Source organism: Delftia acidovorans SPH-1, from assembly GCF_000018665.1.
Taxonomy (GTDB): domain Bacteria; phylum Pseudomonadota; class Gammaproteobacteria; order Burkholderiales; family Burkholderiaceae_C; genus Comamonas; species Comamonas acidovorans.
This window is the reverse complement of the sequence record NC_010002.1, coordinates 949,686-974,904: the sequence shown is the minus strand read 5'-3', so window position 1 is coordinate 974,904 and position 25,219 is coordinate 949,686. Positions and strand designations below refer to the sequence as shown.

Here is a 25,219-nt window from a genome sequence, read left to right as displayed (position 1 = left end):
CGGAGAAAACACCATGTCGATCTACATCAACAAAGACACCAAGGTCATCACCCAAGGCATCACGGGCAAGACGGGCCAGTTCCACACTGAAAAGTGCATTGAATACGCGAACGGCAAGAACTGCTTCGTGGCCGGTGTGAACCCCAAGAAGGCCGGCGAAAAGATCTTCGACGTGCCAATCTACGCCTCCGTCAAGGAAGCCGCGCAAGGCACGGGCGCCACGGTCTCCGTGATCTACGTTCCCCCCGCAGGCGCTGCCGCCGCGATCTGGGAAGCCGTGGAAGCCGACCTGGACCTGGCCATCTGCATCACCGAAGGCATCCCCGTCCGTGACATGCTGGAAGTGCGCAACAAGATGCGCGCCAAGGAAGCCGCAGGCGGCAAGCGCACCCTGCTGCTGGGCCCCAACTGCCCCGGTCTGATCACGCCCGACGAGATCAAGATCGGCATCATGCCCGGCCACATCCACAAGAAGGGCCGCATCGGCGTGGTCAGCCGCTCCGGCACGCTGACCTATGAAGCCGTGGCACAGCTGACCGAACTGGGCATTGGCCAGTCGTCGGCCGTGGGCATCGGCGGTGACCCGATCAACGGTCTCAAGCACATCGACGTGATGAAGGCCTTCAACGACGATCCCGACACCGACGCCGTCATCATGATCGGCGAAATCGGCGGTCCCGACGAAGCCGAAGCTGCCCGCTGGTGCAAGGACAACATGAAGAAGCCGATCGTCGGCTTCATCGCTGGTGTCACCGCCCCTCCCGGCAAGCGCATGGGCCACGCCGGCGCGCTGATCTCCGGCGGTGCCGACACGGCCGACGCCAAGCTGGCCATCATGGAAGAGTGCGGTTTCGTCATCACCCGCAATCCTTCCGAAATGGGTCGCCTGCTCAAGGGCCTGATCTAAGCGGCACCGGTTCTGCGCGACATCCTGGGGTTCGCCCCAGGAGAAAATTACGCAGAATTACGAATCGGTAAGGCGGCAAGTCCGCCCTACACTGACGACTCCAAAAAAGAAAAAGCGCCAGAGGCCACCGCCCTGGCGCTTTTCAACTCATAACAGTGGAGAAACCATGGAATACCTGCAAAGCGCCGATTTCTGGATCGGCCTGTTGAAGATCGTCTGGATCAACATCATCCTGTCTGGCGACAACGCCGTCGTCATCGCCCTCGCAGCACGCTCGCTGCCCCCCGCACAGCAAAAGAAGGCCGTCATGTTCGGCTCCGGCGCCGCCGTGGTGCTGCGGATCATCCTGACCGTGGTCGCGGCCAAGCTGCTGGAGCTGTCCTTCCTGCAGATCGTGGGCGGCTGCCTGCTGCTGTGGATCGGCTTGCAACTGCTGACCGGCGAAGAAGAGGATGAAGGCGAATCCAAGGGTCACGGCAGCATGATGGTCGCCATCCGCACCATCCTGATCGCCGACCTGGTGATGAGCCTGGACAACGTGATCGCCGTGGCCGCCACGGCGCAGGGCAACATGGTCCTGCTGATCCTGGGCCTGGCCATCAGCATCCCGCTGGTGGTCTTCGGCTCCACGCTGATGATCAAGCTCATGGAGCGCTTCCCCGTCATCATCACGCTGGGCGCTGCCCTGATCGGCTGGGTCGGCGGAGAAACCATCGTCAACGACCGCCTGCTGCACGACTACGCCATCAGCCATCCCTGGCTGCACTACGTGGCGGCTGCCGCCGGTGCCGTGCTGGTCGTCGGCATTGGCAAGCTCCTGCAGGCGCGCTCCGGCGCCAAGCACGCGGCACAGGCCTGATACTGCCGCAGGCGGCGGCCCCTCGCCACCTCCACAACGCACTGCCTCGGCAGTGCGTTTTTGCTTTGTGAGGGTCCGTTCTTGATGTGGCGTCAAGCTGACGAGCCGCTACGCCGGCCCATTCTTGGCACTTGGGGGCACTGTTTTCATTTACGCTGTGCACCGGCTTCACCATTGCATCTGCACACAGGGACTGATGGCAACACCGCCGCGCCCGCCCTTCGCCACCATGCCCAGCGCACCCAAGACCCCGGACCAGCCCTGCCGACAGGCAGTCCCTGCGCAACACTGCGCCATGGTTGCGCGCACCGATGTGGGCCGGCGCCGTGACAACAACGAGGATGCGGTCACCATCCACCCCAGCGCCCAGCCCTGGCCCATTGCGGTGCTGGCCGATGGCATGGGCGGCTACAACGCCGGCGAAGTCGCCAGCGCCATGGCCATCAGCCTGGTATCCGTGGCACTGCAAAGCGTAACCACCGAGGCGCCGGCAGCCAACACTCCGCAAGCCCGCCAGGAATTGCAGCAGTCACTGGCCAATGCCTTGAACCTGGCCAACGCCGCCATTCTTACGGCTGCCCGGGAAACACCGGGCTGCCGCGGCATGGGCACCACCATCATTGCAGCAGCCCTGCTGCCAGGCCTGCTGATGCTCGCCCACCTTGGCGACTCGCGGGCCTACGGCTGGCGCGAGGGTCAACTGCTGCGCCTGACCCGGGACCACACCTGGCTCCAGGAAGAAATCGACGCAGGCCGCATCCAGGACCACGAAGCCCGGCAATCCGGCCTGGGCCACCTGCTCACCCAGGCCCTGGGCGTCACGCCGGACGTCACGCCCGATTTCAATGAGTGGCCGCTGCAACCCGGCGACCGCATCCTGCTGTGCTCCGACGGCCTCACCGACATGCTCGATGACCAAGCCATCGCCGCCCTGTTCACCCAATCCAGCCCGCTGCCCGTCTTGCTGACCTCGCTGCTCGCCGCCGCCAATGAAGCCGGCGGAAACGACAACATCAGCGCGGCACTGATCGAGATACAGGCCAGCCCTCCCCCTGCAGCCAGCACCTCCCTCGATTGAGCCCACACAGCGATCGACGGCAGATCCCAACCGATGGACGCGCTTGCCTGCACCGCCCTCGCAGGTTCCAATTGTTAAAAATGATTGCAAATTCAACAATCAGGAAAAGACGATCCATAGTCTGTATCAAATACCATGGCAGACCTCGGCGCGCGCAGGCCGCAGACATAATATTTGGATACACCCCAGCTCCGGATCGCCCAGTGGATGGTGCAACCCGGGCATAACAAAGGAACTTTGAGCATGCCGACCCTGGTCATCTCCATCGACGGCGCCGTCATCAAGGAAGTGCAGCTGGCCAAGGAGCGCACCACGCTGGGACGCCGCCCCTACAACGACATCGTGATCGACAACCTCGCCGTCAGCGGCGAGCACGCCGTTCTCAGCATCGTCGACGGCACCGTCATCATCGAAGACCTGCGCAGCACCAACGGCACCTATGTCAACGGCCAGCCCATACTGCGCCAGACCCTGAACCACGGCGACCTGCTGGACATCGGCAAGTACAAGATCCGCTTCGTGCAACAGCAGGTCAGCGCGTCCTCACGCTCGGCCCTGGCCGCCATTGCCGCCGCAGTCGAGGCCACCCGCCCAGCCCCTTTGGCAGAAGCGGATCTGCCCTCGCAGTTCAGCCAGGAAACGCCCTCGGGTTTCGACCACACCCTGCCCCCTTCCATGGCCGGACTGGCCACGCGCCAGGCCGCCATCCGCATGCTCAACGGCAACGCCGCCGGCCGCGAAGTACCACTGGTCAAAGTCGTCACCACGCTGGGCAAGCCCGGCGTGGCCGTCGCCTCCATCACCCAGAAGCACCACGGCTTCGTGCTGGCCCAGCTGGAAGGCGACTCCCCCAGCCTCAAGCTCAACGGCCAGGAAATCGGCCGCCGCGCCATGCCGCTGCAGCATGGCGACACGGTGGAACTGGCAGGTACGCAGATGCAGTTCCTGGTGGCGTGAAGGACCCTCTTGATCCACTGACAAGGTTCGCTGTTGCTTCGTTGGCAAGCTCACCATCCTTGACAAAAATGTCACGCAAAATTGGATCGATTTGTCAGAGAATGTCGACCAGCCGTGTAATTTGCAACCAAACAATACACATGCGCGAACCTTGGCCTCAAGGCGCGACTGGCACGGCTCTTGCTCTACAGAGCATGCAATCAACCCCCTATGAGGAGAAGTTCATGAAGCGTTCCATCCAGCAAGGTTTTACCTTGATCGAATTGATGATCGTTGTGGCGATCATCGGCATTTTGGCAGCCGTTGCGCTGCCGGCTTATCAGGACTACACAACCCGCGCCAAGGTTACTGAAGGTCTTTCCCTTGCTGCCGCCGCCAAAGTGGCCGTCGCTGAGAATGCGGCCAATGGCAAGCCCTATAACGCCGGTTGGATGCCTCCTAACGCGACCAATAACGTTGCTGGTGTAACTATCGATCAAGCAGCAGGATACATCACGATCACTTATCAAACTGGCATCGCCGGCGCTGGCACGCTGATTCTCAACCCAATTGATGGCCCCAAGACTAGCGGCACTGCATTTTCCGGCGGAACCTCAACCTCCTCGAACATTCCGACCAGCGGTTCCATCAGCTGGAATTGCCGCGCTGCTGGATCTACTGGCGTCGGCACAGCCGGCACCATCCAAGCCAAGTACACACCTGCTGAATGCCGTTAATGGGATTTAAATTCCATAATAAACTTTAGCTTTCAAGAAAAGGGTGGTGTGATTTTTCACATCACCCTTTTTTATCAGCAAGGAAAATTCACTCCCACCAAACACCAAACACCAAGCACCAAGCACCAAGCACCAAGCACCAAGCACCAAGCACCAAGCACCAAGCACCAAGCACCAAGCACCAAAAGATTATTCGTTAGTAAAGCTAGCGCGTTTCTCCAGAGGTTCTGCACCAATCTTCCCAAATATCCCGCCAAGCTTTTTCCAGCCCCTGCGTAAATTCAAGCGCTAGTCTTGCATTCTGCTTAGCCACTCTTTCTGGCAATATCTTACGCAAATTCGCCAATTCCTCACACCTCTGGCTCCAGTCTACAGCCCGTACCACATAGTCTTCAATATCAAGACAGCAAAACTCTGACAGCCCATACCCCTGCATTATTGACATCCCCACACGGGATATGGCACTTTCACTGCCAAGAACAATAGTCGGCAAGCCCATACCTATAGCATGTAAAGTGGTGGTCCCGCCATTGTAGGGAAAGGTATCGAGCATCAAATCGATACGTTGATGCAGCGCAAGATATCCTTGCAAGGATAAGCGCTCTACAAATATCAGACGATCAGAGCTAACACCTTTGCACCCCATACGCTGACGCACTTTTTGAGCATATAGGGATGTCGAATTCCCCATCAGCAAAACTGTAGCCGGTGCTCGCAAAAGAATTTCGGCCCAAGCATCCAGAGCTTCCATCGTAACTTTAGAAGGATTGTGCAGGCAGCCGAAAGTAAATTGCTTACCCGTGAGGCATGGGAGCTCACGAAATACGGGAGAATTATCATCTATCGCAAAAACACCAGCAGCAGGTAGTCTCAGAAGACGTTCACTGTTGAATCGCTCCGTCATACCCACAGGATCCAGACTATGGTCCGTGATGCGCCAATCGATCGCGGTCAAGCCTGTGGTCGACTGGTATCCCAGCCACGTCATCTGTATAGGAGCAGGCTTTCTAGCGAATACGGGCAAGCGATTGTGTGCCGTGTGCCCAGAAAGATCCACCAAGATATCTATCTGCTGATCCTGAATATCACTGAACAGTTGTTCATCATTCCAGTTCCAGCAATCCACCCAACGATCTGCGTACGACCGCAACCTCTTCGTGTGTTCATCATCGATACGATTGGTATAATAGCAGTGGATTTCAAAGCGGTCATGGTTGTGATTTTTCAATACCGGCTCAATAAAGAATCGCAAGGCATGATCGCAAAAATCACCCGAGACATAACCTATTCTCAAGACCTTCGATAGATCACGTCGATTCTGGTGAGAAGCCCACAACTTCTTATAGGGTTCCTCAAAAATTTTCGCATAGCGCCTGTGTTCAAGAAATTTATCCTGAACACTGACATCTGATGCCGACTGCAAAAGAAAAAGATAGTTACTAAAAAAATCCGGCACACTGGAATTCAACTGCATGGCTTGGCGCGAATAATTCAACGCTCTTTCCAAATCACCGCTTTGGCGGCAAGCAACTCCCAGATTGGCGAGAACATCTGCAGAATTTGGATTAATCTTGAGAGCCTGTAAATAGTATGGGATTGCAGCTTCTGTCTGATGAGCGTGGACCAAGAGGTTGGCATGGTACAATTGATATTCGAAACAGTCCGGCACACGCTCTGCAGCCTTCAATGCAATTTCCATAGCCTCTTGAGCACATCCCAGACGCACAAGCAGCTGTAAGATATCGGGATAGACCGGAAGAAAATCCGGATTGACTGCGAGTAGTCTCCGCCAACTCTTCGCCGCATCCTCCTCCAGACCCAGGGCAATCTGTGCTTTTCCTGCCAAGAACCAGGCATCCTGGCTATTCGGCAAAACTCGTATCGCCTGGAGCAAGGTCGCCAGTGCCTGCTTTGGCCTTACAGCCTGCAGATGGCTAAAACCCAGGCCGACCAACAGAGATGCGTCTGCTGAGTTGGCCAAAATTGCCTTTTCATATAGCTGTGCGGCCTCATCCCAGCGCCCTTGCGCGACAGCTTGGTTTGCCTGCACTTTTAAGTCTCGAGACAACTCTATGCGATCCAAGCCAACCAGATCAACAATCTGTTTATTCCTAGATTTCCCAAGGAAAAATTCCAGAATTTTTTTCATCTTTAAACCAAGTATATCATTGCACCTGCATTACCAGCCACTCCGTCAACTGATGAGCATACGCTTCCGGACAATCTTCATCACGCAGATGCCATAAAAAACTATTGGCAAGCTGGCTGCGCTGGTAGAAATTCAGCTTGTTTTCCATCTTGAATTTCTGCACCAATCTGTCCGCCCTGACTAGGGTCTTTTGCGCCTTCTCCATGAACTTGGCATCTTTTTTCGCTTGGGATGCATTAAGTTCCCTCATGATCAAGCCTGCCAATTCCTTACCAAATATTTTTACATGCTCTGTTTGAAAAAACTTCAGCATTTTCACCTCCCTTTTTAACCACGCCAATTCTGCAATGAAATAGTACGAAAGCTCTTACCAATGGTATTAACGTACATCAATCATTATCGAGATGGATTTGTCTTGCCGCCCAGCTTTTCCAGCACCCTGATTCCCTCCATCACCATGCCCTTGTCCACCGCCTTGCACATGTCATAGACCGTAAGCAGTGCGACCTGCACAGCGGTCAGGGCCTCCATCTCGACCCCGGTAGGCCCCACCGTTTCCACGGTAGCCACACAACGAACAGAAGATACATCTGACAACAGATCAAACTCCACTGCCACCCGCGTCAACGCCAGCGGATGGCACAGAGGAATGAGGTCACTGGTCTTCTTGGCAGCCATGATGCCGGCGATGCGCGCAATGCCCAGTACGTCACCCTTCTTGGCGGTGCCGCTCTGGATGATGGCCAGGGTGGCGGGTTGCATGATGATGCGGCCTTCGGCGACCGCGATGCGGTGGGTTGCGGGCTTGGCGCCGACGTCGACCATGTGGGCTTGGCCCTGGGCGTCGAAATGGGTAAGGGAAGACATGGCAACTCCAAAAAATGCACGGGCCGGTCTACGGCAGTCCTGACACGCTGGTCAGTCCTGCCGTGAACGTTCGGCGAACCGAGGCATCATAGTGGGGTGTTTCACCGCCCCGTGCCGATGCACGGGCCTGGCCCCTTGGTTCTTACCTGCCCATGCGCCCATCACGCCTGAAGACACGTATCGCCGTCGGCCTGCAGTTGCTGGCGGCCTCCCTCACCATCGCAACGCATCTTCCCGCACAGGCCCAGTTGCGCCTGCCCACGCTGGGCGATGGCGCCGCCACGACGACCAGTGACGAGCGGCGCCTGGGTGACCGCATCATCCGCTCGCTGTACCGCGATCCGGACTACATCGACGATGCGGTGCTGCAGGAATATGTGGAAGGCATCTGGCAGCACTTGGTAGATGCGGCACGCACGCGCGGCGAACTGTCGGACGAATTGGAAGAGCGCTTTGCCTGGGAAATCCTGCTGGGGCGGGACCGATCGGTCAACGCCTTTGCGCTGCCCGGCGGCTATCTGGGGGTGCACCTGGGCCTGATCGGCGTGGTCAGCACGCGCGACGAGCTGGCATCGGTGCTGGCACACGAGCTGAGCCACGTCACCCAGCGGCACATTGCGCGGCTCATTGCCCAACAGGGCAAGCAGACGCCGCTGATGATCGGCTCGATGATTCTGGGCGCGCTGGCTGCCAGCCGCAGCCCTGATGCCGCCATGGCCATGATGATGGGTGGCCAAGCGCTGGCCGTGCAGAACCAGTTGAATTTTTCGCGCGACATGGAGCGCGAGGCCGACCGCATGGGCTACGGGCTGATGGCGCCGGCAGGGTTCGCGCCACAGGGCTTTGTGACCATGTTCGACAAGCTGCAGCAGGCCAACCGCCTGAATGACAACGGCAGCTGGCCCTATCTGCGCAGCCATCCGCTGACCACGGAACGCATGGCCGACATGCATTCGCGCCTGCCGCGTGGCGTTGCGCCTGCGCCAGCACCATCCCTGGAACACGTGATGATGGCCGCACGGGCCCGCGTGCTGTCGCGCCCCGGCGTGGATGTGCTGCGCCAGTGGGCCGTGCAGCCGCGCTCCACCAGCTTTGGCAGCCAAACCCAAACCCAGCAGGTGGCGCAGCTATATGCCGCCACGCTGAGCGCCGTGCAATTGCGCGATTGGGCCGAAGCGCGGGAAATGTCCGGGCGGCTTCAAGTGGCAACCGCCGCAGATGCCGGCGCCCAGCGGCAGGCCAAGCTGCTGCAGGCCGAACTGGAGCTGACGGCCGGCAAGCCCGGCGCCGCGTTGCAGGCGTTGCCACCGCTCTACCTGCCGGCAGCTGCGCCTGCCCAGGCCAATCCCGCGGAATCCACCCCCGCCAAGACAACGGAAAGCGGCCCCAGCCTGGCCACCGTCAATGTGGTCGAAAGCCGCGCGGTGCGCCGGCCCGAGCTGCTGATGCGCACCCAGATCCTGCTGCGCGAGCAAGGCGCCGCCAGCATGGCGGGCCCGCTGCAGACCTGGGTGACGGACCACCCGCGTGATGCCAGCGCCTGGCAGTTGCTGGCCCAGGTGCAGCGCGCCCAGGGCCAGGAGCTGCGCGCGCTGCGCGCAGAGGCCGAGGCCCAGGTCGCGCACTACGACTACGCGGCGGCAGTGGACCGTTTCAAGGCCGCGCAGGACCTGGCCCGCAAGGGCGGGCCCAAGGTGGATTTCATTGAAGCCTCCATCGTGGACACGCGGCTGCGTGCCGTGGAGGAGCTGCTAAGGGAACAGGCGCGCGAGAAGTGATTCGATGGCCAGGCCCAGCAGCGAGTAGATGAGCGCGCCCAGCATGGCCGCCCAGAAGCCCGCGACGTGAAAGCCGCTGAGCAGGCCCGAGGCTGCCCAGAACATCAGTCCGTTGACCACGAAGAGAAACAGCCCGACCGTCACGATGGTCACGGGCAGCGTCAGCACCACGAGGATGGGGCGCAGCACCGCATTGAGCAGGCCGATGACCAGCGCCGCGATCATGGCCGAGCTGAAGCTGTTGACCTGCACGCCACCATAGAGATAGGCCACGACCAGCAGGGCACCGGCGCTGAGCAGCCATTTGATCAGGATTTTCATGCGGGCAGCATAGCAGCAGCCGGCAAATCCGGGTTGAGGCGGCGCACTGGAAACCGTGGACCGGAGAACCCCATGAAAAACGGCATCCCGTTTTCCGGGATGCCGTCCTGAGAGTGATCGCCTGACCAGAGCGGCCAGGCAGATGCCAGCCTTTAGATCATCGCTTCCTCGAACACCAGGCCCATCAGCGCGCCGATGGCCGCCAGCGTTCCCGGAAGATTCCAGCGCCGGCCCAGCGGGGCGGCAGGCGCCACGGCGGGAGCCGTGGCTTCCTGCTTGGGGCGGCGTGCATCGACGATCTGGGCCGCGCCGTGCTCCTGCTGGAGCTGGGCCACCAGTTCGGCCAGCGGGCCCTTGGCCAGCACCGGCGTGATCCTGCCAGCGCTGTCACCGAACACCGGCAGCAATTGGGCGAACAGCTTGTCCGCCCACTTGCCGCGCCAGCTTTCGCGCGCGCTGTGGCTCACCCATTTGCTGACCCGGTGGGTAATGCGCGGTGCGCAGGCCACCAGCAGCCAGTGCGAGGCCTGGGCCTGCGGCGAGGCGGCCAGGGCCTGTACCAGAGGCAGGGCGTAGGAAGCGTCATCCACGTAGACGATGATGGGGTTCAAAGCAAGTCCTTGTCGAACTGGGTTTGCGGGAGTGGGAGAGGCAGGCGGCCGGGGCCGCCCTTGCCATGGATTGTCGCGAATCGGCGCGGGCGGCCCATCGGGCCAACCCGGCGCCCACCTCAACTTTTCAGCGGATCAGGCTCCGTGGGCGCCGGCCTTGGGAGCAGGACGGCGCGAAGCGATGTACTTGCCCAGTGCCAGCACCAGCAGGGCTCCGAACACGCTGGCACCGTACTTGAGCATGTCGGTCTGGGGCAGCTTGACCATCCAGTCCCACTTCTCCGTATTGGCGAAGACGGGGTCGGTAACCAGCATGCCGCCGGCAATCCAGCCCAGCAGCATGCCGCCGGCCACGATGATGATGGGGAAGCGCTCCATCAGCTTGATCACGAGCTGCGAGCCCCAGACGATGATGGGGATGGAGATCAACAGGCCCAGCACGACCAGCAGCATCTGGTGCTCGCCCGAGCTCTGGGCGGCGCCGGCGATGGCGATCACGTTGTCCACGCTCATCACCAGGTCGGCAACAATGATGGTCTTGATGGCAGCCAGCAGCTTGTCGCTGCCCTGGATGTTGTCGTGGCCGTCTTCATCAGGGGCAATCAGCTTGATGCCGATCCACACCAGCAGCAGTGCGCCGACGAACTTCAGGAAGGGCAGCGCCAGCAATGTCATCGCGAAGGCGATCAGGATGACGCGCAGGATGATGGCACCCGCCGTGCCCCAGATGATGCCCTTCTTGCGTTGCTCGGGCGGCAGCTTGCGGCAGGCCAGCGCGATCACGACCGCGTTGTCGCCGCCCAGCAGGATGTCGATGATGATGATTTGGCCCAGGGCCACCCAGAACGGGGCGTGAGTCAGAAAGTCCAAGTCCATAAGGTCCTCGCTGTTGAGTAAGGCCGGCGAGAACTCCTCCCTCCTGGAGAAACACCCACCGGCACAGAAAGACCGATGCAACGCCGCAGCGCCTACCCGGGCAAGGACATGCCTGGCTCAGGGGAGAACACATTGATCGACCGTCATCAGGTCCATCAAAGGTCTTGCTCGGCTGCGGTATGCACCGCAACCCGGAAGGCCGGAAGCTTACGCTTCGTATTGACGACCATTCCGATGCCGGCACGGTGGCTTTGCAAAAACCACCTCCGCCGGCAGAGAGCTACTCCCCTTCGAACCTGTGGATTGCAACACAAAGCCGCTGCGGCACGCAAGTGAAAAAACCCTTCATTTCCACGGAAAGCACAAGTCGCGCATCCCCCAGACCATTTACCTGCCCACCTCAAATGCTTCACTATCCATAGCAACCCTTGAGCCAACGGAGTGTTGCAGCCATGCCCGGCCGTGCGCGGGCAGGCGTCTTATCATCGCTGTCCCTTCCCCCTGACCGTCCATGACCGCACTGCACATCACCGACATCGAAGCCGCCATCAACTACTGGCGCGAGCGCCATCCGTCCCCGGACGGCGTGCTGCTGCAGCCCGAAGTACGGGCCCTGGCTGAGGTGTACGCGCTGATGATCTTCTGGCATGAGAGCGAAGTACAGGTTGAGGGCTTTCCCTCGCACGCCATGGCGGCCTGGCTGGCCTGGTACGACACCACGCCCGATACGCCCTGCATCGCCATCTGCTCCACCAGCCAGGGCGACGAAAGATGCAAGGGCTGCGGCCGCAGCTTTGATGAAGTGCAGCTGTGGACCGCGATGGAGCCGGCACAAAAGCGGATGGTCTGGCGCAGGATCACGGCAGAGGGCGACTCCTGGCGTTTCACCCGCTATGCAGAACGTGCGGCCGAGCGCACGGACACATCGCGTGACTCTGGCTGATTGCTGGTTGATTGCCGGCTGATCTGCCGGATACCGCACCGGACCAGTGCGATGTTGCAGACGGCCTAACATCGGCCGCCATGCTGCAGACCGCCGCTTACCGCCACAGCCACCTCCGCCTTTGCTTGCGCCTCACGGCACGTGATGCGGGCGAGACGCGCGTGCCGACCGGCAAGGCCTGGCCCGCCACGGCCACGCGCCTGCGCGAGCGTGATGCGGCACGGCTGAACATCGGCCCCCGACAGGCCGCACGGTCTTGATGCGCTGCCCTGCGCGGAACCGGGCAGCGTCGCTTCACTGAATCCGCTCTTCTTGCGCCGCCTTCATCCCTAGGCTGAAGGCGGTTGGATTTTCACGCGTCTGCCCGGCCACAAGGCCAGCAGACGGCCAGCCGACGAAGCGAGCCCTGCCGTGACCTGTCTAGCCCTTGCCCCAGCCGGGCCCTCTTTTGCCGCCCCCTCTTTTTCCACGCTCTTGCGCCATCTGCGCCATCTGAGCGATACCGTGGCGCATCGCGCCCTGCCCCGCTGCGCGCCACGCCACGTCACCGAGCTGCGCATCGACGTGATGCAGCCGCTGGTGGAGGGCGAGCTCGAAGCCATTCACGAGCGCCTGTACCAGCCCGGCAACAAGCTCCATGGCCTGGAGCGCCGCCCGTTGCACGACCCGCAGTTCCAGCTGCACTGGCGTGAAGCCGACGGCGAATGGTTTGCCTACGTGGAGGACATGGAGCGGCGCTGCCTGGCCGGCTACACGGTGTTCAATCGCCTGGTCGAGGTGGACAAGCGCACCGACCGCCGCGTGCGCTCGCCGCATTCGCGCTTTGCGCCGCATTACCAGCGGCGTGGCATTGCCAGCGCTGTGTATCGCAGCGTGCTGGACAAAGGCACCTGCCTGGTCAGCGGCGCACGCCAGTCGCCGGGCGCCCACGGCCTATGGAACCATCTGGCGCGAAGCTATGACGGCCGATATGTGGGCATTGGGGACAGCAAGTCGCTCATCCATCTGGGCCGCAATGTGCCGGACGATGTCATGGACCGCCTGTCCACGCGCCGCATGCTGCTGGGCGCGGGCTGGACCGTGGAGTCCTTTGCCCAGGCCGTCCGGATGCAGTTGCCGGGTTGAAACGGGGACCTTGAGCGGGAGCCCGTTTACTTCCAGCGCAGCGGCTCGATGAAGACCGTGCCCAGGTTGCTGCTGAGCGTCAGCGCGCCTTCCTGGATGGTGGCCTGCAGCTGCATGCTGCGCTCGGCCAGCTCCGCCAGGGATTGGGATGTTTCGGAGGGAATGCGCCAGACCTGCAGCTTGTTCAGCCGCGCCAGCTTGCCCTCCAGGCCCTTCCACCAGACCTCGGCCGCATGGTGGAAGGCGTAGAGCACCACCGCATCGGACTTGTTGCAGGCCTTGGCGATGGGCTTTTCCTCGGGCTGGCCGACCTCGATCCACAGGCGCTTGGCGCCCGTGAAGTCGGTCAGCGAGACATCGGGGTCTTCGGGATCGGACAGGCCTGCGCCAAACGCCAGCGTGCCGTCGCCCTTGCACATGTCATTGAGCTGGTGTGCATTGAGGGCCAGGGCCACCAGGCGCACCATCATGCGTTCGTCCGTCTCGCTGGGATGGCGCGCCAGGGTCAGCGCATGGTCGGCGTAGTAGCCGTGGTCAATGTCGGCGATGGACAGGTTCGCCTTGAAGATGGTGGATTTGAGGGCCATGAGACGAGTACGTTCGGCAGGTGCGGGTCAGCCCGTCACTTGCGCCGAAGGAATTTTGGAAACACCCGAAGCAGGCCTGGGGGGCTTGAAGGTCAGCGCCTTCTTTTCAAGCAAATGCCAGGACAGAACTGCCAGCAGGCCCGTGCCGGCCACGGTACAGGCCAGAGCCGCGCCATAGCCGAGCCGATCCGCGAAATGCCAGGCCACCAGCTGCTGCACGGGAAAGGCGTAAATGTACAGGCCGTAGGAGAAATCACCGAAATGCCCTGCGTGCTTGAGGACGGGAGTGGAGGCTGACCCGGCCACCACGGCCACCACGGCCAGCGCCAGCAAGGGCGCCTGGCCTGCAATGATCGCCGGGCCCTTGAAGTACAGGGCGCCAATTACCAGCAGCATGGCCGCCATGGCGATCGGGCGGCGCCCTATCCACAGATGGCGCCAGCAAGCCAGCGTCGCACCCAGCGCGAACACCATACCGTATTGCAGCCCGAAGGACCACGCAGGCATGGCCGCACCCGGCGCCGGGCTGTAGCGCCATTGCATGCCCAAAAGCAGCGCAAGAAATACCAATGGTGCAACCCAGCGCCAGCGCATCAGACCCAGGGCACCGGCTGCAGCAAGGAAGGCATAGCAGCCCACTTCCAGAGGAATGGTCCACAAAGGACCATTGACAGATGAAGCCAGCACGTTGCCATCAAATACGCCCGGCAGCGCAAACTGCGTGTCCAGCCACAGGTTGCGCAGATAGTCCCACGTCAATGGATGCGCGAAATAGGCCTTCACGGGCAAGGAGGTCACCAGGGGCCCGAGCACCAGGGCACAGAGCAGCACAGCCGCCGTGAGGCCTGGCCAGATCCGCAACGCGCGCCGGGCAGCAAAACGCCCCAGGTGGGGGTCTGCCAGCCATGACAGGGTGACGAGATATCCGCTGATGGCAAAGAAGATGACAACGCCCAGCGCACCCGGCTCGTTGTGCAGGAGCTGAGGAACCGGAAGGCCCATGACCGCGAACTGATGGCTCCAGATCACCAGCAGTGCAGCCAGCAGCCTCAGCGCATCAAAATTGTTGGATCGCGCCGCAGTGCCGACGCCATGGGCCTGCATCAACTCAGACGCGGCGGGCCAGCTCGGCCGCCTTGCCCACATAGGAGGCAGGCGTCATGGCCAGCAGGCGGTCCTTGTCGGCCTGGGGGATTTCCAGGCCGTTGATCAGGCGGTGCAGGTCTTCGGCCTGCACGGTCTTGCCGCGCGTGACTTCCTTGAGCTTTTCGTAGGCGCCCTGCACGCCGTAGCGGCGCATGACGGTCTGGATGGGCTCGGCCAGGACTTCCCAGGCGTGATCCAGGTCTTCCTGCAGGCGCTCTTCGTTGAGTTCGAGCTTGTTCAGGCCCGTCATCAGCGAGCTGTAGGCCAGCGTGGCATAGCCCATGGCCACGCCGATGTTGCGCAGCACGGTGGAGTCGGTCAGGTCGCGCTGCCAGCGCGAGATGGGCAGCTTTTCGGCCAGGTGCTTGAGCAGTGCGTTGGCCAGGCCCAGATTGCCTTCGGCATTCTCGAAGTCGATGGGGTTGACCTTGTGCGGCATGGTGGACGAGCCGATCTCGCCGGCCTTCAGGCGCTGCTTGAAGTAGCCCAGGGACACATAGCCCCAGACATCGCGCGAGAAGTCGATGAGGATGGTGTTGGCGCGCGCGATGGCGTCGAACAGCTCGGCCATGTAGTCATGCGGCTCGATCTGGATCGAGTAGGGCTGGAAGCTCAGGCCCAGGCCCTGGGGCTCGGGCGACTCGATCACCTTCTTGCTGAAGGCTTCCCAGTCGAACTCGGGCCAGGCCGACAGATGGGCGTTGTAGTTGCCGACGGCGCCATTCATCTTGGCCAGGAGCTTGACCTCGGCGATGCGGGCAGCGGCCTTTTCCAGACGCACCAGCACGTTGGCGATTTCCTTGCCCACGGTGGTGGGGCTGGCGGTCTGGCCGTGCGTGCGGCTGAGCATGGGCACGGCCGCGTAGGCGTGGGCCATCTCGCGCAGCTTGGCAGTGATGCCCGCCAAGGCCGGCAGCAGCACGCTGTCACGACCGGCGCGCAGTTGCAGCGCATGGCTGGTGTTGTTGATGTCTTCGCTGGTGCAGGCGAAATGCACGAATTCGGCGGCCTTGAGCAGTTCGGGACGGCCGTCGAACTTGCCCTTGATCCAGTACTCCACGGCCTTGACGTCGTGGTTGGTGGTCTTTTCGATGTCCTTGATGGCCACGGCATCGGCCTCGGAGAAGTTCTTCACCAGATCCTGCAGATAGACGCGGGCGCCTTCGGTCAGGGGCTTGAACTCGGCAAAGCCGGCGTCCGACAGGGCGATGAACCAGGTCACCTCCACCTGCACGCGGCGGTGCATGTATCCCATCTCGCTCATGATCGGGCGCAGAGGAGACAGTTTGGCGGCGTAGCGGCCGTCGAGCGGGGACAGGGCGGAGATGTGCGGCAGATTCATGGGCCGTGATTGTAGGTGCGCGCGGCAAAAACGGGGGCTGTAGGGGGAGATCGCCGGGCAGCGCATAGAATCGGCTGCCCGCCCATGGGCCGCCTCTTCGCCACGGAAAACAGCCATGAAACTGATAGGTTCCTCCACCAGCGCCTACGTACGCAAGGTACGCGTCGTACTGGCCGAGAAAAGGCTCGACTATCAGTTCGTCGAGGAAAACCCCTGGAGCCGCGAGCTGTCGCCGGGCACCGGCAATCCGCTGGGCAAGGTGCCGCGCCTGGTCATGGACGGCAGCGATGCCATGTTCGACTCGCGCGTGATCGTCGAATATCTGGACACACTTTCCCCGGTAGGCAAGCTGATCCCCGGCACAGGCCGCGAGCGTGCCGAGATCAAGACCTGGGAAGCCCTGGCCGATGGCGTGCTGGACGCCGGAGCCCTGGCCCGCCTCGAAGCCACCTGGGATGGCCGCAGCGAAGAGCAGCGTTGCCAGGCCTGGATAGACCGCCAGCTGGCCAAGGTGCGCGCCGCACTGAACGTGATGTCCCAGGGCCTGGGCGACAAGCCGTATTGCTGCGGCATCCACTTCACCCTGGCCGACGTGTGCGTGGGCTGTGCCCTGGGCTGGCTGGACTTTCGCTTTCCCGAACTGGACTGGCGCGCCGACCACCCCAATCTGGCCACCTTGCAGGCAAAGCTGGCGGAACGCGCCAGCTTTGCGACCACACGCCCGCCCCAGCCCTGAAAACGGGTCACCCCCGCAACGACAACTGCAGCTGCAGCGGCAACAAAAAAGGCCACCCGATGGGTGGCCTTTTTGCTGGCATAAAAAAGTTGCGAAGCATCCCGAAACGAATAAAGAGAGGGAGGGAGGAGAAGCGCTTCGGGCGGAACAGTTCAGGACTGTGGCCCCAGAGGCTTCGCAACGTGAAATTCGGTCTGGATACCCTCTCTCGTCAACCTGTCCAATAGATGAGCTACTTTTGCAGAAGTTCCAGGGGTCGGGGGCGGGAAAAATGTAACATTTTGACGAGGAGCGTCATTCTGCTGTAGGCCGTGTTCGATGGATGCTGACGGGACGGCGTCGGCCAGGGCCGACCACCTTCCCTCCCCGCACCCTCACACCAGAGCGGCTCCCGTGAAAACAGCTTCCCACAGGGCCTTGACCGGCGCACTGAGCGGCTCGGCCTGGCCGGGCACCAATTGGGCCGTCCGCTCGTCCAGCCGCGCCACGTGCTGCAGGCGGCGCAGTTCACGGTAGGCCCGGGCGGCCTGCTGGCCCACGCCTGCAGGCAGCAGGCCCGCCTCTTCCGCACGCTGCAGCAGCGCGATGTTGCCCAGATTGGCCATCAGCCCCGGATGCATGGCCGATTGCGAGAGAACCAGGTACTGGACGGCGAACTCCACATCGACCATGCCGCCGGGGCTGTGCTTGACGTCGAAGAGGCCGCCGCGCACCGGATGCGCACTGCGCACGCGTTCGCGCATGGCCACGATCTCGTCGCGCAGGGCCGCGGCGTCGCGCGGCGCGGTGATCACGGCCTCGCGCACGGCGTCGAAGCGGGCCTGCAGATCGTCGCTGCCCAGCACGAAGCGCGCCCGCGTCATGGCCTGGTGCTCCCAGGTCCATGCCGTGTTGCTGCCGCGCTGCTGCTGGTAGTTGGCATAGGAGGCAAAGCTGGTCACCAGCAGGCCGGAGTTGCCGTTGGGGCGCAGCGCAGTGTCGATCTCGAACAGATCGCCCTCGCCCGTCTTGACGGCCAGCCAGTTGATGAGCTTGCGCACAAAGGCGGCATAGATCTCGGAGGCGTGCTCGTCGTCGTCATCGAAGACGAAGACGATGTCCAGGTCGCTGCCGTAGCCCAGCTCCTTTCCGCCGAGCTTGCCGTAGCCAATGATGGCGAATTGCGGCGACTCGCGGTGGCGGTTCTTGAGCCGGCTCCAGCACCAGCTGGCCGTCACGCGCAGCACGCAGTCGGCCAGCGCACTGAGGTCGTCCGCCACCTGCTCGACCGTGATGCGGCCCTCGATATCACGCGCCAGCGTGCGAAAGACCTCGGCATGGTGGGCGCGTCGCAGCAGGTTCAGCAGGGTTTCGTCGTCGTCCTCGCCCGTGGTCTGCAGCGCGGCCAGGCGCAGGGCCAGCTCATGCTCGAAATCCATGGGGGAGAAGCGCTCGCCCAGCATGGCGTCGTTGGCAAGCTCGTCGATCACGCCCGGGTGCTGCTGCAGATAGCGCGCGGGCCAGCGCGCCGCGCCCAGCAGGTCCAGCAGCCGCTCGTGCACGGCAGGGCGCTCCAGCAGCAGGGCCAGATAGCTTTCGCGGCGCAGCAGCGGCTCCAGCCAGTTCAGAAAGCGCACTGCGGCGTCTTCGGGCACGCTGCGCTCGGCCACCCATTGCGCCGTGCGCTGCACAAGGCGGAACAGCCGGCCGCGCGCCTCGTCGCGCAGGTTGGCGATGCGGGCGTTGCCGCGCCAGTCGGCCACGTGGGCGGCCAGGGCGGGCGGCAACTGCTCCATGAGTCCATCGATCTCGCGCGGCGTTCCTCCCTGGGCAGGGCTGCGGGCGCCGTTGCAGCGGCCCGCGCTGCATTGCGGCGGGGCCGAGCCGCCGAGCAGGGTGTCGAACTCCTCGGCCACCTTTTCGCGGTGGGCGTCGAACTGGTGCAGGAAGGCGCAGGTATCGGCAAAGCCCATGGTGCGCGCAATCCATTCGAGGTCGTCATCGCGCGTGGGCAGCACATGGGTCTGCTGGTCGTCCAGGTACTGGATGCGGTGCTCGACACGGCGCAAAAAGGTATAGGCCGCGCCCAGGGCGTCGGCCACTTCCTGGCTCATGAGGCCGGCGCGCGCCAGGCGCCCCAGCGCCTCCAGCGTGGGGCGGCAGCGCAGCTCGGGGAACTGGCCGCCACGCACCACCTGCAGCAATTGCACGGTGAATTCGATCTCGCGGATACCGCCGCGCGAGAGCTTGACGTCATTGGAGCGGCCGGGATGGCCCGCGCTGCGCCGCGCCGCATGCTCGCGGATCTGGCGGTGCAGCGAACGCAGCGCATCGAAGACCGCGTAATCCAGATAGCGGCGAAAGACGAAGGGCAGGACCACGGCGCGCAGCGCCTGCACCTGCGTGGAGCGCACGCTGTCCATGGGCGCCACCACCCGGCTCTTGAGCCAGGCGAAGCGCTCCCATTCGCGGCCATGGGTCTGCAGATACTCTTCCAGCGAGGCCAGCGAGACAGCCGACGGCCCCGAGTTGCCGTTGGGCCGCAGCGCCAGGTCCACGCGGAACACGAATCCGTGCTCGGTGGTGTCGCCGATCAGGCCATAGATGCCTTTGACAACGCGCGCGAAGTACTCATGGTTGGAGAGAACGCCGCGCCCGTCAGGCAGGCCGGCCGTGTCGCCGTCCTGCTCGTAGACGTAGATCAGGTCGATGTCGCTGGAGACATTGAGCTCGCGCGCGCCCAGCTTGCCCATGCCGATGATCCACAGCTGCACGGGCCGGCCCTCGGGGCCTTGCGGTGCGCCATGGCGCGCATCGAGTTCGGCGCGCACCTGGATGCAGGCGCGCTCCAGCGCCAGCTCGGCCAGCTCGGTCACGGCCCGCGTGACCACGGCCAGCGGCGCCTGCTGCTCGCAGTCGAGCACCATGGTGCGCTCCATGACCAGCTGGCGCAGCACGCGCAGCGCGGCCGACAGGTCCAGCCCGCGCTCCAGCAGCGCCGACAGGGCCTGCTCCATGGAGGCACGCTCGGGCGGGCCCGGCGGCAACAGGCTCAACTCGTCGCCATAGCGACGATGCAGCCGTTGGTGGAAACGGGAATAGGCGGCCTGTGCGGGGACATTCAAGGCCGTGTCTGCCATTGCGTGCTCTGAGGATTGCATACGGAACGCGAAAGAAGCGGCCACTCACGCGCAGAGGGATCGCAGCAACCCTTGGTTACCGTCCGGTCCCCGAGGGTGCCGGTCATAATTCCCGTCATAGCTGATGCCGCCGATGATCGAACCGAAACCGCACCCCACACGCCTGACCCGTTGGATGGCCGGCCTTGCGCGGTGGTCACTGGGGCTGGTCCTGGCCTTCTGGCTGGTCCTGGGCTCCGTGTGGGGGGTGCTCCATGGCTGGATTGTGCCGCGAATCGGCGAATGGCGTCCTCAGCTGGAATCCCTGGCCTCACGCACGCTGGGCCTACCCGTGCGCATAGGCAGCATCACGGCCCGCAGCGAGGGACTGGTCCCCCGGTTCGAGCTGGGCGACGTGGTGGTCGAAGACCCAGAACACACCGCGGACGCCCTGCGCCTGCCCAGCGTGGTGGTGGCCGTTTCGGCCCGCTCGCTGATGCGCCTGGGCGTGGAGCAGATCTATATCGACCGCCCCGAACTCGTGGTCCGCCGCGCGGCCGATGGCCGTGTCTTCGTGGCCGGCATCGAGATCAGCCCTTCATCGGGCGGGGACAATGCCGCCGCCGACTGGCTGTTTTCCCAGACCGAGCTGGCCCTGCGCGGCGGCAGCCTGCTGTGGGTGGACGAAATGCGCCAGGCACCGCCGCTGGCCTTGCGCGATGTGGACCTGGTGCTGCGCAACAAGGGCTGGAGCCACGGAATGCGCCTGGATGCCACGCCGCCCGAAGGCTGGGGCGAGCGCTTTATGCTTGCCGGCCTGTTCCGCGAGCCGCTGCTGTCCACGCACGAGGGCAACTGGCAGCGCTGGAGCGGACAGGCCCATGCGATGTTCACGCAGATCGACCTGTCCCGGCTCGGGCAGTACATGGATACGTCCGACCTGCGCCTTCAGCAGGGCCGGGGCGCACTGCGCGCCTGGATCGACCTGCGCCAGGGCCAGCCCGTGGGTGCCATGGCCGATGTGGCGGTGAATGCCCTGCAACTGCAGTGGCGCGAGAACCTGGAGCCGCTGCAACTGCAGGCGCTGACGGGCCGGCTGAGCGTGCAGCACCAGGATGGCTGGCGCTTCGCCGCGCAGAACCTGGAGTTCTCCACGGGTGATGGCCTGCACTGGCCTGCCGGCAACCTGCGCGCGCGCTACAACCCTGCGGGCGCCAGCACGCAGGGGGCGCTGGGCGAGCAGGGCGAGTTCCAGGCCGATGGCATTGACCTGGCCATCCTCGCCCAGCTGGGCCAGCGCCTGCCGCTGCCCGAGCAGCTGCAGCGCCATCTGGCCGACATGGCCCCGACCGGCCAGTTGCGCCAGTTCCAGGGAAGCTGGCGCGGCCCGCTGCAGGCTGTGCAGCAGTACAAGGCCAGCGGCGAGCTGCAGCAGCTGTCGATCGACGGCGTGGCATCGTCCGAAGGCCCCACGAAGCCGGGCATGCCCGGCATCAAGGGCCTGAACGCGCGCTTCTCGCTGGACCAGGACGGCGGACAGGCGCAGCTGGAGATGGAGGGCACGGGGCAGCAGCCGGCCGCGCTGTCCTTTCCTGGCGTCTTCGAGGAACCCGAGATCCCGCTGCACCGCCTGCAGGCCAGCCTGCGCTGGCAGTTGCGCGGCCAGGCCATCAGCGTGCAGGTGCCCAACCTGCGCTTTGCCAACGATGACACCGAGGGCGAGGCCCGTGCGCAGTGGCACACCGGCGACGGCAGCGACAAGCACCCGCGCTTTCCGGGCGTGCTGGACCTGCAGGGCCAGTTGCGCAACGCAGACGGCACGCGCGTGCACCGCTATCTGCCGCTGGAAATCCCCGCCGATGCGCGCCACTACGTGCGAGAGGCCATCCACGCCGGGCGCGCAAGCACGGTGAACTTCAAGGTGCGCGGCCACCTGGACCACGTGCCGGCCGAAAAGCCCAGCCAGGGCGAGTTCCATATCGCTGCCAAGCTGCATGACGTGCACTATGAATATGTGCCGCCCCATCTGCTCACGCATGGCGAGGCGCCCTGGCCGGCCCTGGTCGATCTGTCGGGTGAGCTGGTCTTCGACCGCTCGTCGATGGCCGTGCGCAATGCACGCGGCGAGTTCGCGGGCTACCCGCAGCTGCAGATGCGCGACATCCAGGCCAGCATTCCCAACCTGGGCCACACCGAGGTGGCCGTGACCGCCAAGGGCCAGGGCCCGCTGGCCGACATGCTGGGCGTGGTCAAGACCTCGGCCCTGTCGGCGCTGACCGGGCACGTGCTGGACGGCAGCGAGGCCACGGGCGCCGCGCAACTGGCCCTGCAGCTGCAATTGCCCATCGACCATCTGGACCGCAGCAAGGTGTCCGGGCAGGTCACGCTGGCGGGCAACTCCCTGCAGCTCGATGATCAGACGCCCCATCTGAGCCAGTTGCGCGGGGTCGTCAAGTTCTCCGAAACCGGCTTCTCGCTGGCCGGCCTGCAGGCGCGCGCGCTGGGCGGTGAGCTGCGCGCCGACGGCGGCATGCAGGCGCTGGCGCGCAATGCGCCGGCCACCGAATCGTCCGTCAAAGTGCGCGTGCAGGGCACGGCCACGGCACAGGGGCTGCGCGAAGCCAGGGAACTGGGCTGGGTGGCCGACCTGGCCCGCCATGCCGAGGGCCAGTCGCCCTATTCCCTGCTGCTGAAGGTGCGGCGCGGAACACCCGAAATCCAGGTCCAGTCCAGCCTGCAAGGCATGCGCATCAACCTGCCCGCCCCGCTGGGCAAGGCGGCGGAGTCCATCCAGCCATTGAACGTGAGCCACCAGCTCGCACCCGCCAGCTTCACCTCGCCCGATGCCCCGCTGCGCGACCAGATCAGCGTGCAACTGGGCGATACGGGCTCGGTGTTCTATGAGCGCGACATCAGTGGCAAGCACAGCCGTGTGCTGCACGGCAGCATCCTCATCGGCCAGGAAGCGGGCACGGCTTCCACTTCGGGCCAGGGCGTGCAGGCCCATGTGCAGCTGCCGCTCTTCAATCTCGACGACTGGCTGGCACTGGCGCCGCAGTCCAGCGGCGCCAAGCCGGAGCCCGCCGATGCCGCGGACCCGGCGCGCGAATACCTCCCCGACCGGCTGACCCTGCGCGTCAAGCAGCTGCAGGCCAAGGGGCGGCAGCTGCACGACGTGGTGGCGGGCATCTCGCGCGATGGCGGCTCGTGGCACAGCAACCTCACCTCCCAGGAGCTGGATGGCTATGTGGGCTTTCGCGAAGGCACGGACGCCCAGCCCGAAGGGCAGCTGGTGGCCCGGCTGTCGCGCCTGACGGTGCCCGAGGCCAAATCCGACCGCGTGGACGCCCTGTTCAGCGAGGGGCCGCGCCAGCTGCCGGCCCTGCAGATCGTGGTGGACGACATGCACCTGTCAGGCCACGCCCTGGGCCGCCTGGAAGTGGAGGCCCGCAACCGCCCCGTTCCCGGCAATGCGGCGGCGCGCGAATGGCAGTTGTCGCGCTTCAACATCGCCACGCCCGAGGCCACGCTGACGGCCAGCGGCCAGTGGCGCCTGCCCCAGGGCCAGTCCGAACACCCGGGACGCAGCCAGTTGCAGTTCCAGCTGGACCTGCGCGACGTGGGCAAGCTGCTCACGCGCTTTGACATGCCTGGCGTGGTGGGCAACGGCAAGGGCGTGCTGCAGGGCTCGGCGGGCTGGACGGGCTCGCCCATCACGCCCGACTTTCGCAGCCTCTCTGGCTCCATGCACCTGGATGTGCAGACCGGCCAGTTCCTCAAGGCCGAGCCGGGCCTGGCCAAGCTGCTGAGTGTGCTCAGCCTGCAGGCGCTGCCCCGCCGGCTGACCCTGGATTTCCGCGATGTGTTCAGCAACGGCTTCGCCTTCGACTTCATGCGCGGCGACGTGCAGATCACCGACGGCGTGGCGCGCACCAACAACATGCAGATGAAGGGCGTCAACGCCGCCGTGCTGATGGAGGGCACGGCCGACCTGGTCCAGGAGACGCAGAATCTGCATGTGGTGGTGGTGCCCGAGATCAATGCCATGACGGCCTCCCTGGTGGCCACGGCCATCAACCCCGTGGTCGGCCTGGGCAGCTTCCTGGCGCAGGTGCTGCTGCGCGGCCCGCTGATCGCGGCGGCCACCAAGGAATTCCGCATCGACGGCAGCTGGGACGAGCCCCAGGTCACGGCCCTGCCACGGCGCCGGGCCACGACACCCTCCGATCCTGCCGCCAACAGCCCCGCCAGCACGCCCTCCGGCGCCACCGAACCCGCTTCTTCAGGAGAGAACCCATGAAAATCGCAGCCCTGCAAATGGTGTCGGAACCCGATGTGCGCGCCAACCTCGACCAGGCGCTGGCCCTGCTGCGCCAGGCACGCGACCAGGGGGCCGAGCTTGCGGCCCTGCCCGAGTATTTCTGCGCCATGGGCCTGCGCGACACCGACAAGCTGGCCTACCGCGAGAGCTTCGGCGCAGGCCCCATCCAGGACTTCCTGCGCCGCGCAGCACGCGAGCTGCAGCTGTGGATCGTGGGCGGCACCCTGCCTCTGGTGGCCGATGACGATGCCCACGTGCTCAACAGCTCCCTGGTGTTCTCGCCCGAGGGCGAATGCGTGGCGCGCTACGACAAGATCCACCTGTTCCACTACGACAACGGACGCGAGCGCTACACGGAAGCCGCCGTGGTCCAGGCGGGCCACACGCCCGTGACCTGCGACATCACCTCGCGCGAGGGCGAGACATGGCGCCTGGGTCTGAGCGTGTGCTACGACCTGCGTTTTCCCGAGCTGTACCGTCGCCTTGCCGAGCAGGGCGCCGACCTGCTGCTGGTGCCCGCCGCATTCACCCACATCACGGGGCTGGCGCACTGGGAAGTGCTGCTGCGCGCCCGCGCCATCGAAAACCAGGCCTACCTGCTGGCGCCCGCCCAGGGCGGCCACCATGAAAACGGCCGCCGTACCTGGGGCCACAGCCTGCTGGCCGATCCCTGGGGCATGGTGCTGGCCCAGCAGGCCGAGGGCGCCGGCGTGGTGCTGGGCGAGATCAAGCGCGAGCGCCTGGCGCATGTGCGCCGCCAGCTGCCGGCCCTGGAGCACCGCGTCCTGTGAATCCAACGCAC

The 25,219-nt window shown here is 64.0% G+C and carries 22 protein-coding genes; 12 read left to right on the top strand and 10 right to left on the bottom strand.

Features of this window, described 5'->3' with window-relative positions; all coding sequences use genetic code 11:
- The first annotated feature begins 13 nt into the window (after positions 1-13).
- The 5 genes from sucD (at position 14) to DACI_RS04405 (ending at position 4,517) form a co-directional block, all read left to right on the top strand.
- The gene (gene sucD, locus DACI_RS04425; RefSeq protein ID WP_012202800.1) at positions 14-907 is read left to right on the top strand and encodes a succinate--CoA ligase subunit alpha; all 894 of its coding nucleotides are present in this window, start codon (positions 14-16) and stop codon (positions 905-907) included.
- Between the two features lie 166 nt (positions 908-1,073).
- Entirely contained in the window at positions 1,074-1,766 is a 693-nt protein-coding gene (locus DACI_RS04420; protein ID WP_012202799.1) for a TerC family protein, read from the top strand.
- 295 nt (positions 1,767-2,061) lie between these two features.
- Positions 2,062-2,844, top strand: a complete 783-nt coding sequence (locus DACI_RS04415; RefSeq protein ID WP_043780614.1) for a PP2C family protein-serine/threonine phosphatase — start codon at positions 2,062-2,064, stop codon at positions 2,842-2,844.
- Positions 2,845-3,087: 243 nt separating this feature from the next.
- Positions 3,088-3,801, top strand: coding sequence for an FHA domain-containing protein (locus DACI_RS04410; RefSeq protein WP_012202797.1), 714 nt, complete (start codon positions 3,088-3,090; stop codon positions 3,799-3,801).
- Positions 3,802-4,025: 224 nt separating this feature from the next.
- Positions 4,026-4,517 carry a pilin gene (locus DACI_RS04405; protein WP_012202796.1) on the top strand — a complete coding sequence of 164 codons (492 nt, stop codon included), beginning with the start codon at positions 4,026-4,028 and terminating at the stop codon, positions 4,515-4,517.
- A gap of 205 nt (positions 4,518-4,722) precedes the next feature.
- On the opposite strand, the gene DACI_RS30935 is transcribed toward DACI_RS04405, so the two are convergent.
- The 3 genes from DACI_RS30935 to moaC all read right to left on the bottom strand — a co-directional run bounded on the left by DACI_RS30935 (position 4,723) and on the right by moaC (position 7,533).
- The gene (locus DACI_RS30935; RefSeq protein ID WP_012202795.1) at positions 4,723-6,666 is read right to left on the bottom strand and encodes an O-linked N-acetylglucosamine transferase, SPINDLY family protein; all 1,944 of its coding nucleotides are present in this window, start codon (positions 6,664-6,666) and stop codon (positions 4,723-4,725) included.
- 16 nt (positions 6,667-6,682) lie between these two features.
- A complete protein-coding gene (locus DACI_RS04400; protein WP_225971036.1) occupies positions 6,683-6,979 on the bottom strand; it encodes a hypothetical protein in 297 nt (98 codons plus the stop codon).
- Between the two features lie 83 nt (positions 6,980-7,062).
- Positions 7,063-7,533: a cyclic pyranopterin monophosphate synthase MoaC gene (moaC, locus tag DACI_RS04395; RefSeq protein WP_012202793.1), complete on the bottom strand. Its 471-nt coding sequence runs from the start codon at positions 7,531-7,533 to the stop codon at positions 7,063-7,065.
- Positions 7,534-7,685: 152 nt separating this feature from the next.
- Here moaC and DACI_RS04390 point away from each other — a divergent pair, with 152 nt between their 5' ends.
- Positions 7,686-9,311 (top strand): M48 family metalloprotease, encoded by a 1,626-nt coding sequence (locus DACI_RS04390; protein ID WP_012202792.1) that lies wholly within the window; start codon positions 7,686-7,688, stop codon positions 9,309-9,311.
- Here the strand turns inward: DACI_RS04390 and DACI_RS04385 are convergent.
- The 3 genes from DACI_RS04385 to DACI_RS04375 all read right to left on the bottom strand — a co-directional run bounded on the left by DACI_RS04385 (position 9,285) and on the right by DACI_RS04375 (position 11,119).
- Positions 9,285-9,632: a phage holin family protein gene (locus DACI_RS04385; RefSeq protein WP_012202791.1), complete on the bottom strand. Its 348-nt coding sequence runs from the start codon at positions 9,630-9,632 to the stop codon at positions 9,285-9,287. The genes DACI_RS04390 and DACI_RS04385 overlap by 27 nt on opposite strands.
- A 152-nt stretch (positions 9,633-9,784) precedes the next feature.
- Positions 9,785-10,243, bottom strand: coding sequence for a hypothetical protein (locus DACI_RS04380; protein ID WP_012202790.1), 459 nt, complete (start codon positions 10,241-10,243; stop codon positions 9,785-9,787).
- 135 nt (positions 10,244-10,378) lie between these two features.
- Positions 10,379-11,119: a TerC family protein gene (locus DACI_RS04375; protein ID WP_012202789.1), complete on the bottom strand. Its 741-nt coding sequence runs from the start codon at positions 11,117-11,119 to the stop codon at positions 10,379-10,381.
- A 511-nt stretch (positions 11,120-11,630) separates the two neighbouring features.
- Between DACI_RS04375 and DACI_RS04370 the strand changes: the two genes are divergently transcribed.
- From DACI_RS04370 to DACI_RS04360, 3 genes are all read left to right on the top strand, one after another.
- Entirely contained in the window at positions 11,631-12,062 is a 432-nt protein-coding gene (locus DACI_RS04370; protein WP_012202788.1) for a DUF3717 domain-containing protein, read from the top strand.
- Positions 12,063-12,187: 125 nt separating this feature from the next.
- Complete coding sequence (locus DACI_RS32685) at positions 12,188-12,322, top strand: hypothetical protein (protein ID WP_264080303.1); 135 nt, start codon at positions 12,188-12,190, stop codon at positions 12,320-12,322.
- 151 nt (positions 12,323-12,473) lie between these two features.
- On the top strand, positions 12,474-13,187 hold the full coding sequence (locus DACI_RS04360) for a hypothetical protein (protein WP_012202787.1): 714 nt from the start codon (positions 12,474-12,476) through the stop codon (positions 13,185-13,187).
- 26 nt (positions 13,188-13,213) lie between these two features.
- On the opposite strand, the gene DACI_RS04355 is transcribed toward DACI_RS04360, so the two are convergent.
- Genes DACI_RS04355 through purB form a run of 3 tightly spaced genes read right to left on the bottom strand, consistent with a single transcriptional unit; the run spans position 13,214 to position 16,262 of the window.
- Positions 13,214-13,774 carry a YaeQ family protein gene (locus tag DACI_RS04355; protein ID WP_012202786.1) on the bottom strand — a complete coding sequence of 187 codons (561 nt, stop codon included), beginning with the start codon at positions 13,772-13,774 and terminating at the stop codon, positions 13,214-13,216.
- A 27-nt stretch (positions 13,775-13,801) separates the two neighbouring features.
- On the bottom strand, positions 13,802-14,878 hold the full coding sequence (locus DACI_RS04350; protein WP_012202785.1) for an acyltransferase family protein: 1,077 nt from the start codon (positions 14,876-14,878) through the stop codon (positions 13,802-13,804).
- A gap of 4 nt (positions 14,879-14,882) precedes the next feature.
- Positions 14,883-16,262 carry an adenylosuccinate lyase gene (gene purB, locus DACI_RS04345; RefSeq protein WP_043780606.1) on the bottom strand — a complete coding sequence of 460 codons (1,380 nt, stop codon included), beginning with the start codon at positions 16,260-16,262 and terminating at the stop codon, positions 14,883-14,885.
- Between the two features lie 115 nt (positions 16,263-16,377).
- Between purB and DACI_RS04340 the strand changes: the two genes are divergently transcribed.
- On the top strand, positions 16,378-16,998 hold the full coding sequence (locus DACI_RS04340) for a glutathione S-transferase family protein (RefSeq protein ID WP_012202783.1): 621 nt from the start codon (positions 16,378-16,380) through the stop codon (positions 16,996-16,998).
- Between the two features lie 374 nt (positions 16,999-17,372).
- Here DACI_RS04340 and glnE read toward each other — a convergent pair whose 3' ends face one another.
- Entirely contained in the window at positions 17,373-20,117 is a 2,745-nt protein-coding gene (gene glnE, locus DACI_RS04335; protein WP_043780602.1) for a bifunctional [glutamate--ammonia ligase]-adenylyl-L-tyrosine phosphorylase/[glutamate--ammonia-ligase] adenylyltransferase, read from the bottom strand.
- Between the two features lie 133 nt (positions 20,118-20,250).
- On the opposite strand from glnE, the gene DACI_RS04330 reads away from it, so the two are divergent.
- Positions 20,251-24,396, top strand: a complete 4,146-nt coding sequence (locus tag DACI_RS04330) for a YhdP family protein (protein WP_043780600.1) — start codon at positions 20,251-20,253, stop codon at positions 24,394-24,396.
- Positions 24,393-25,208, top strand: coding sequence for a carbon-nitrogen hydrolase family protein (locus DACI_RS04325; RefSeq protein WP_012202780.1), 816 nt, complete (start codon positions 24,393-24,395; stop codon positions 25,206-25,208). The genes DACI_RS04330 and DACI_RS04325 overlap by 4 nt, the downstream gene beginning before the upstream one ends.
- Positions 25,209-25,219: the final 11 nt, after the last annotated feature.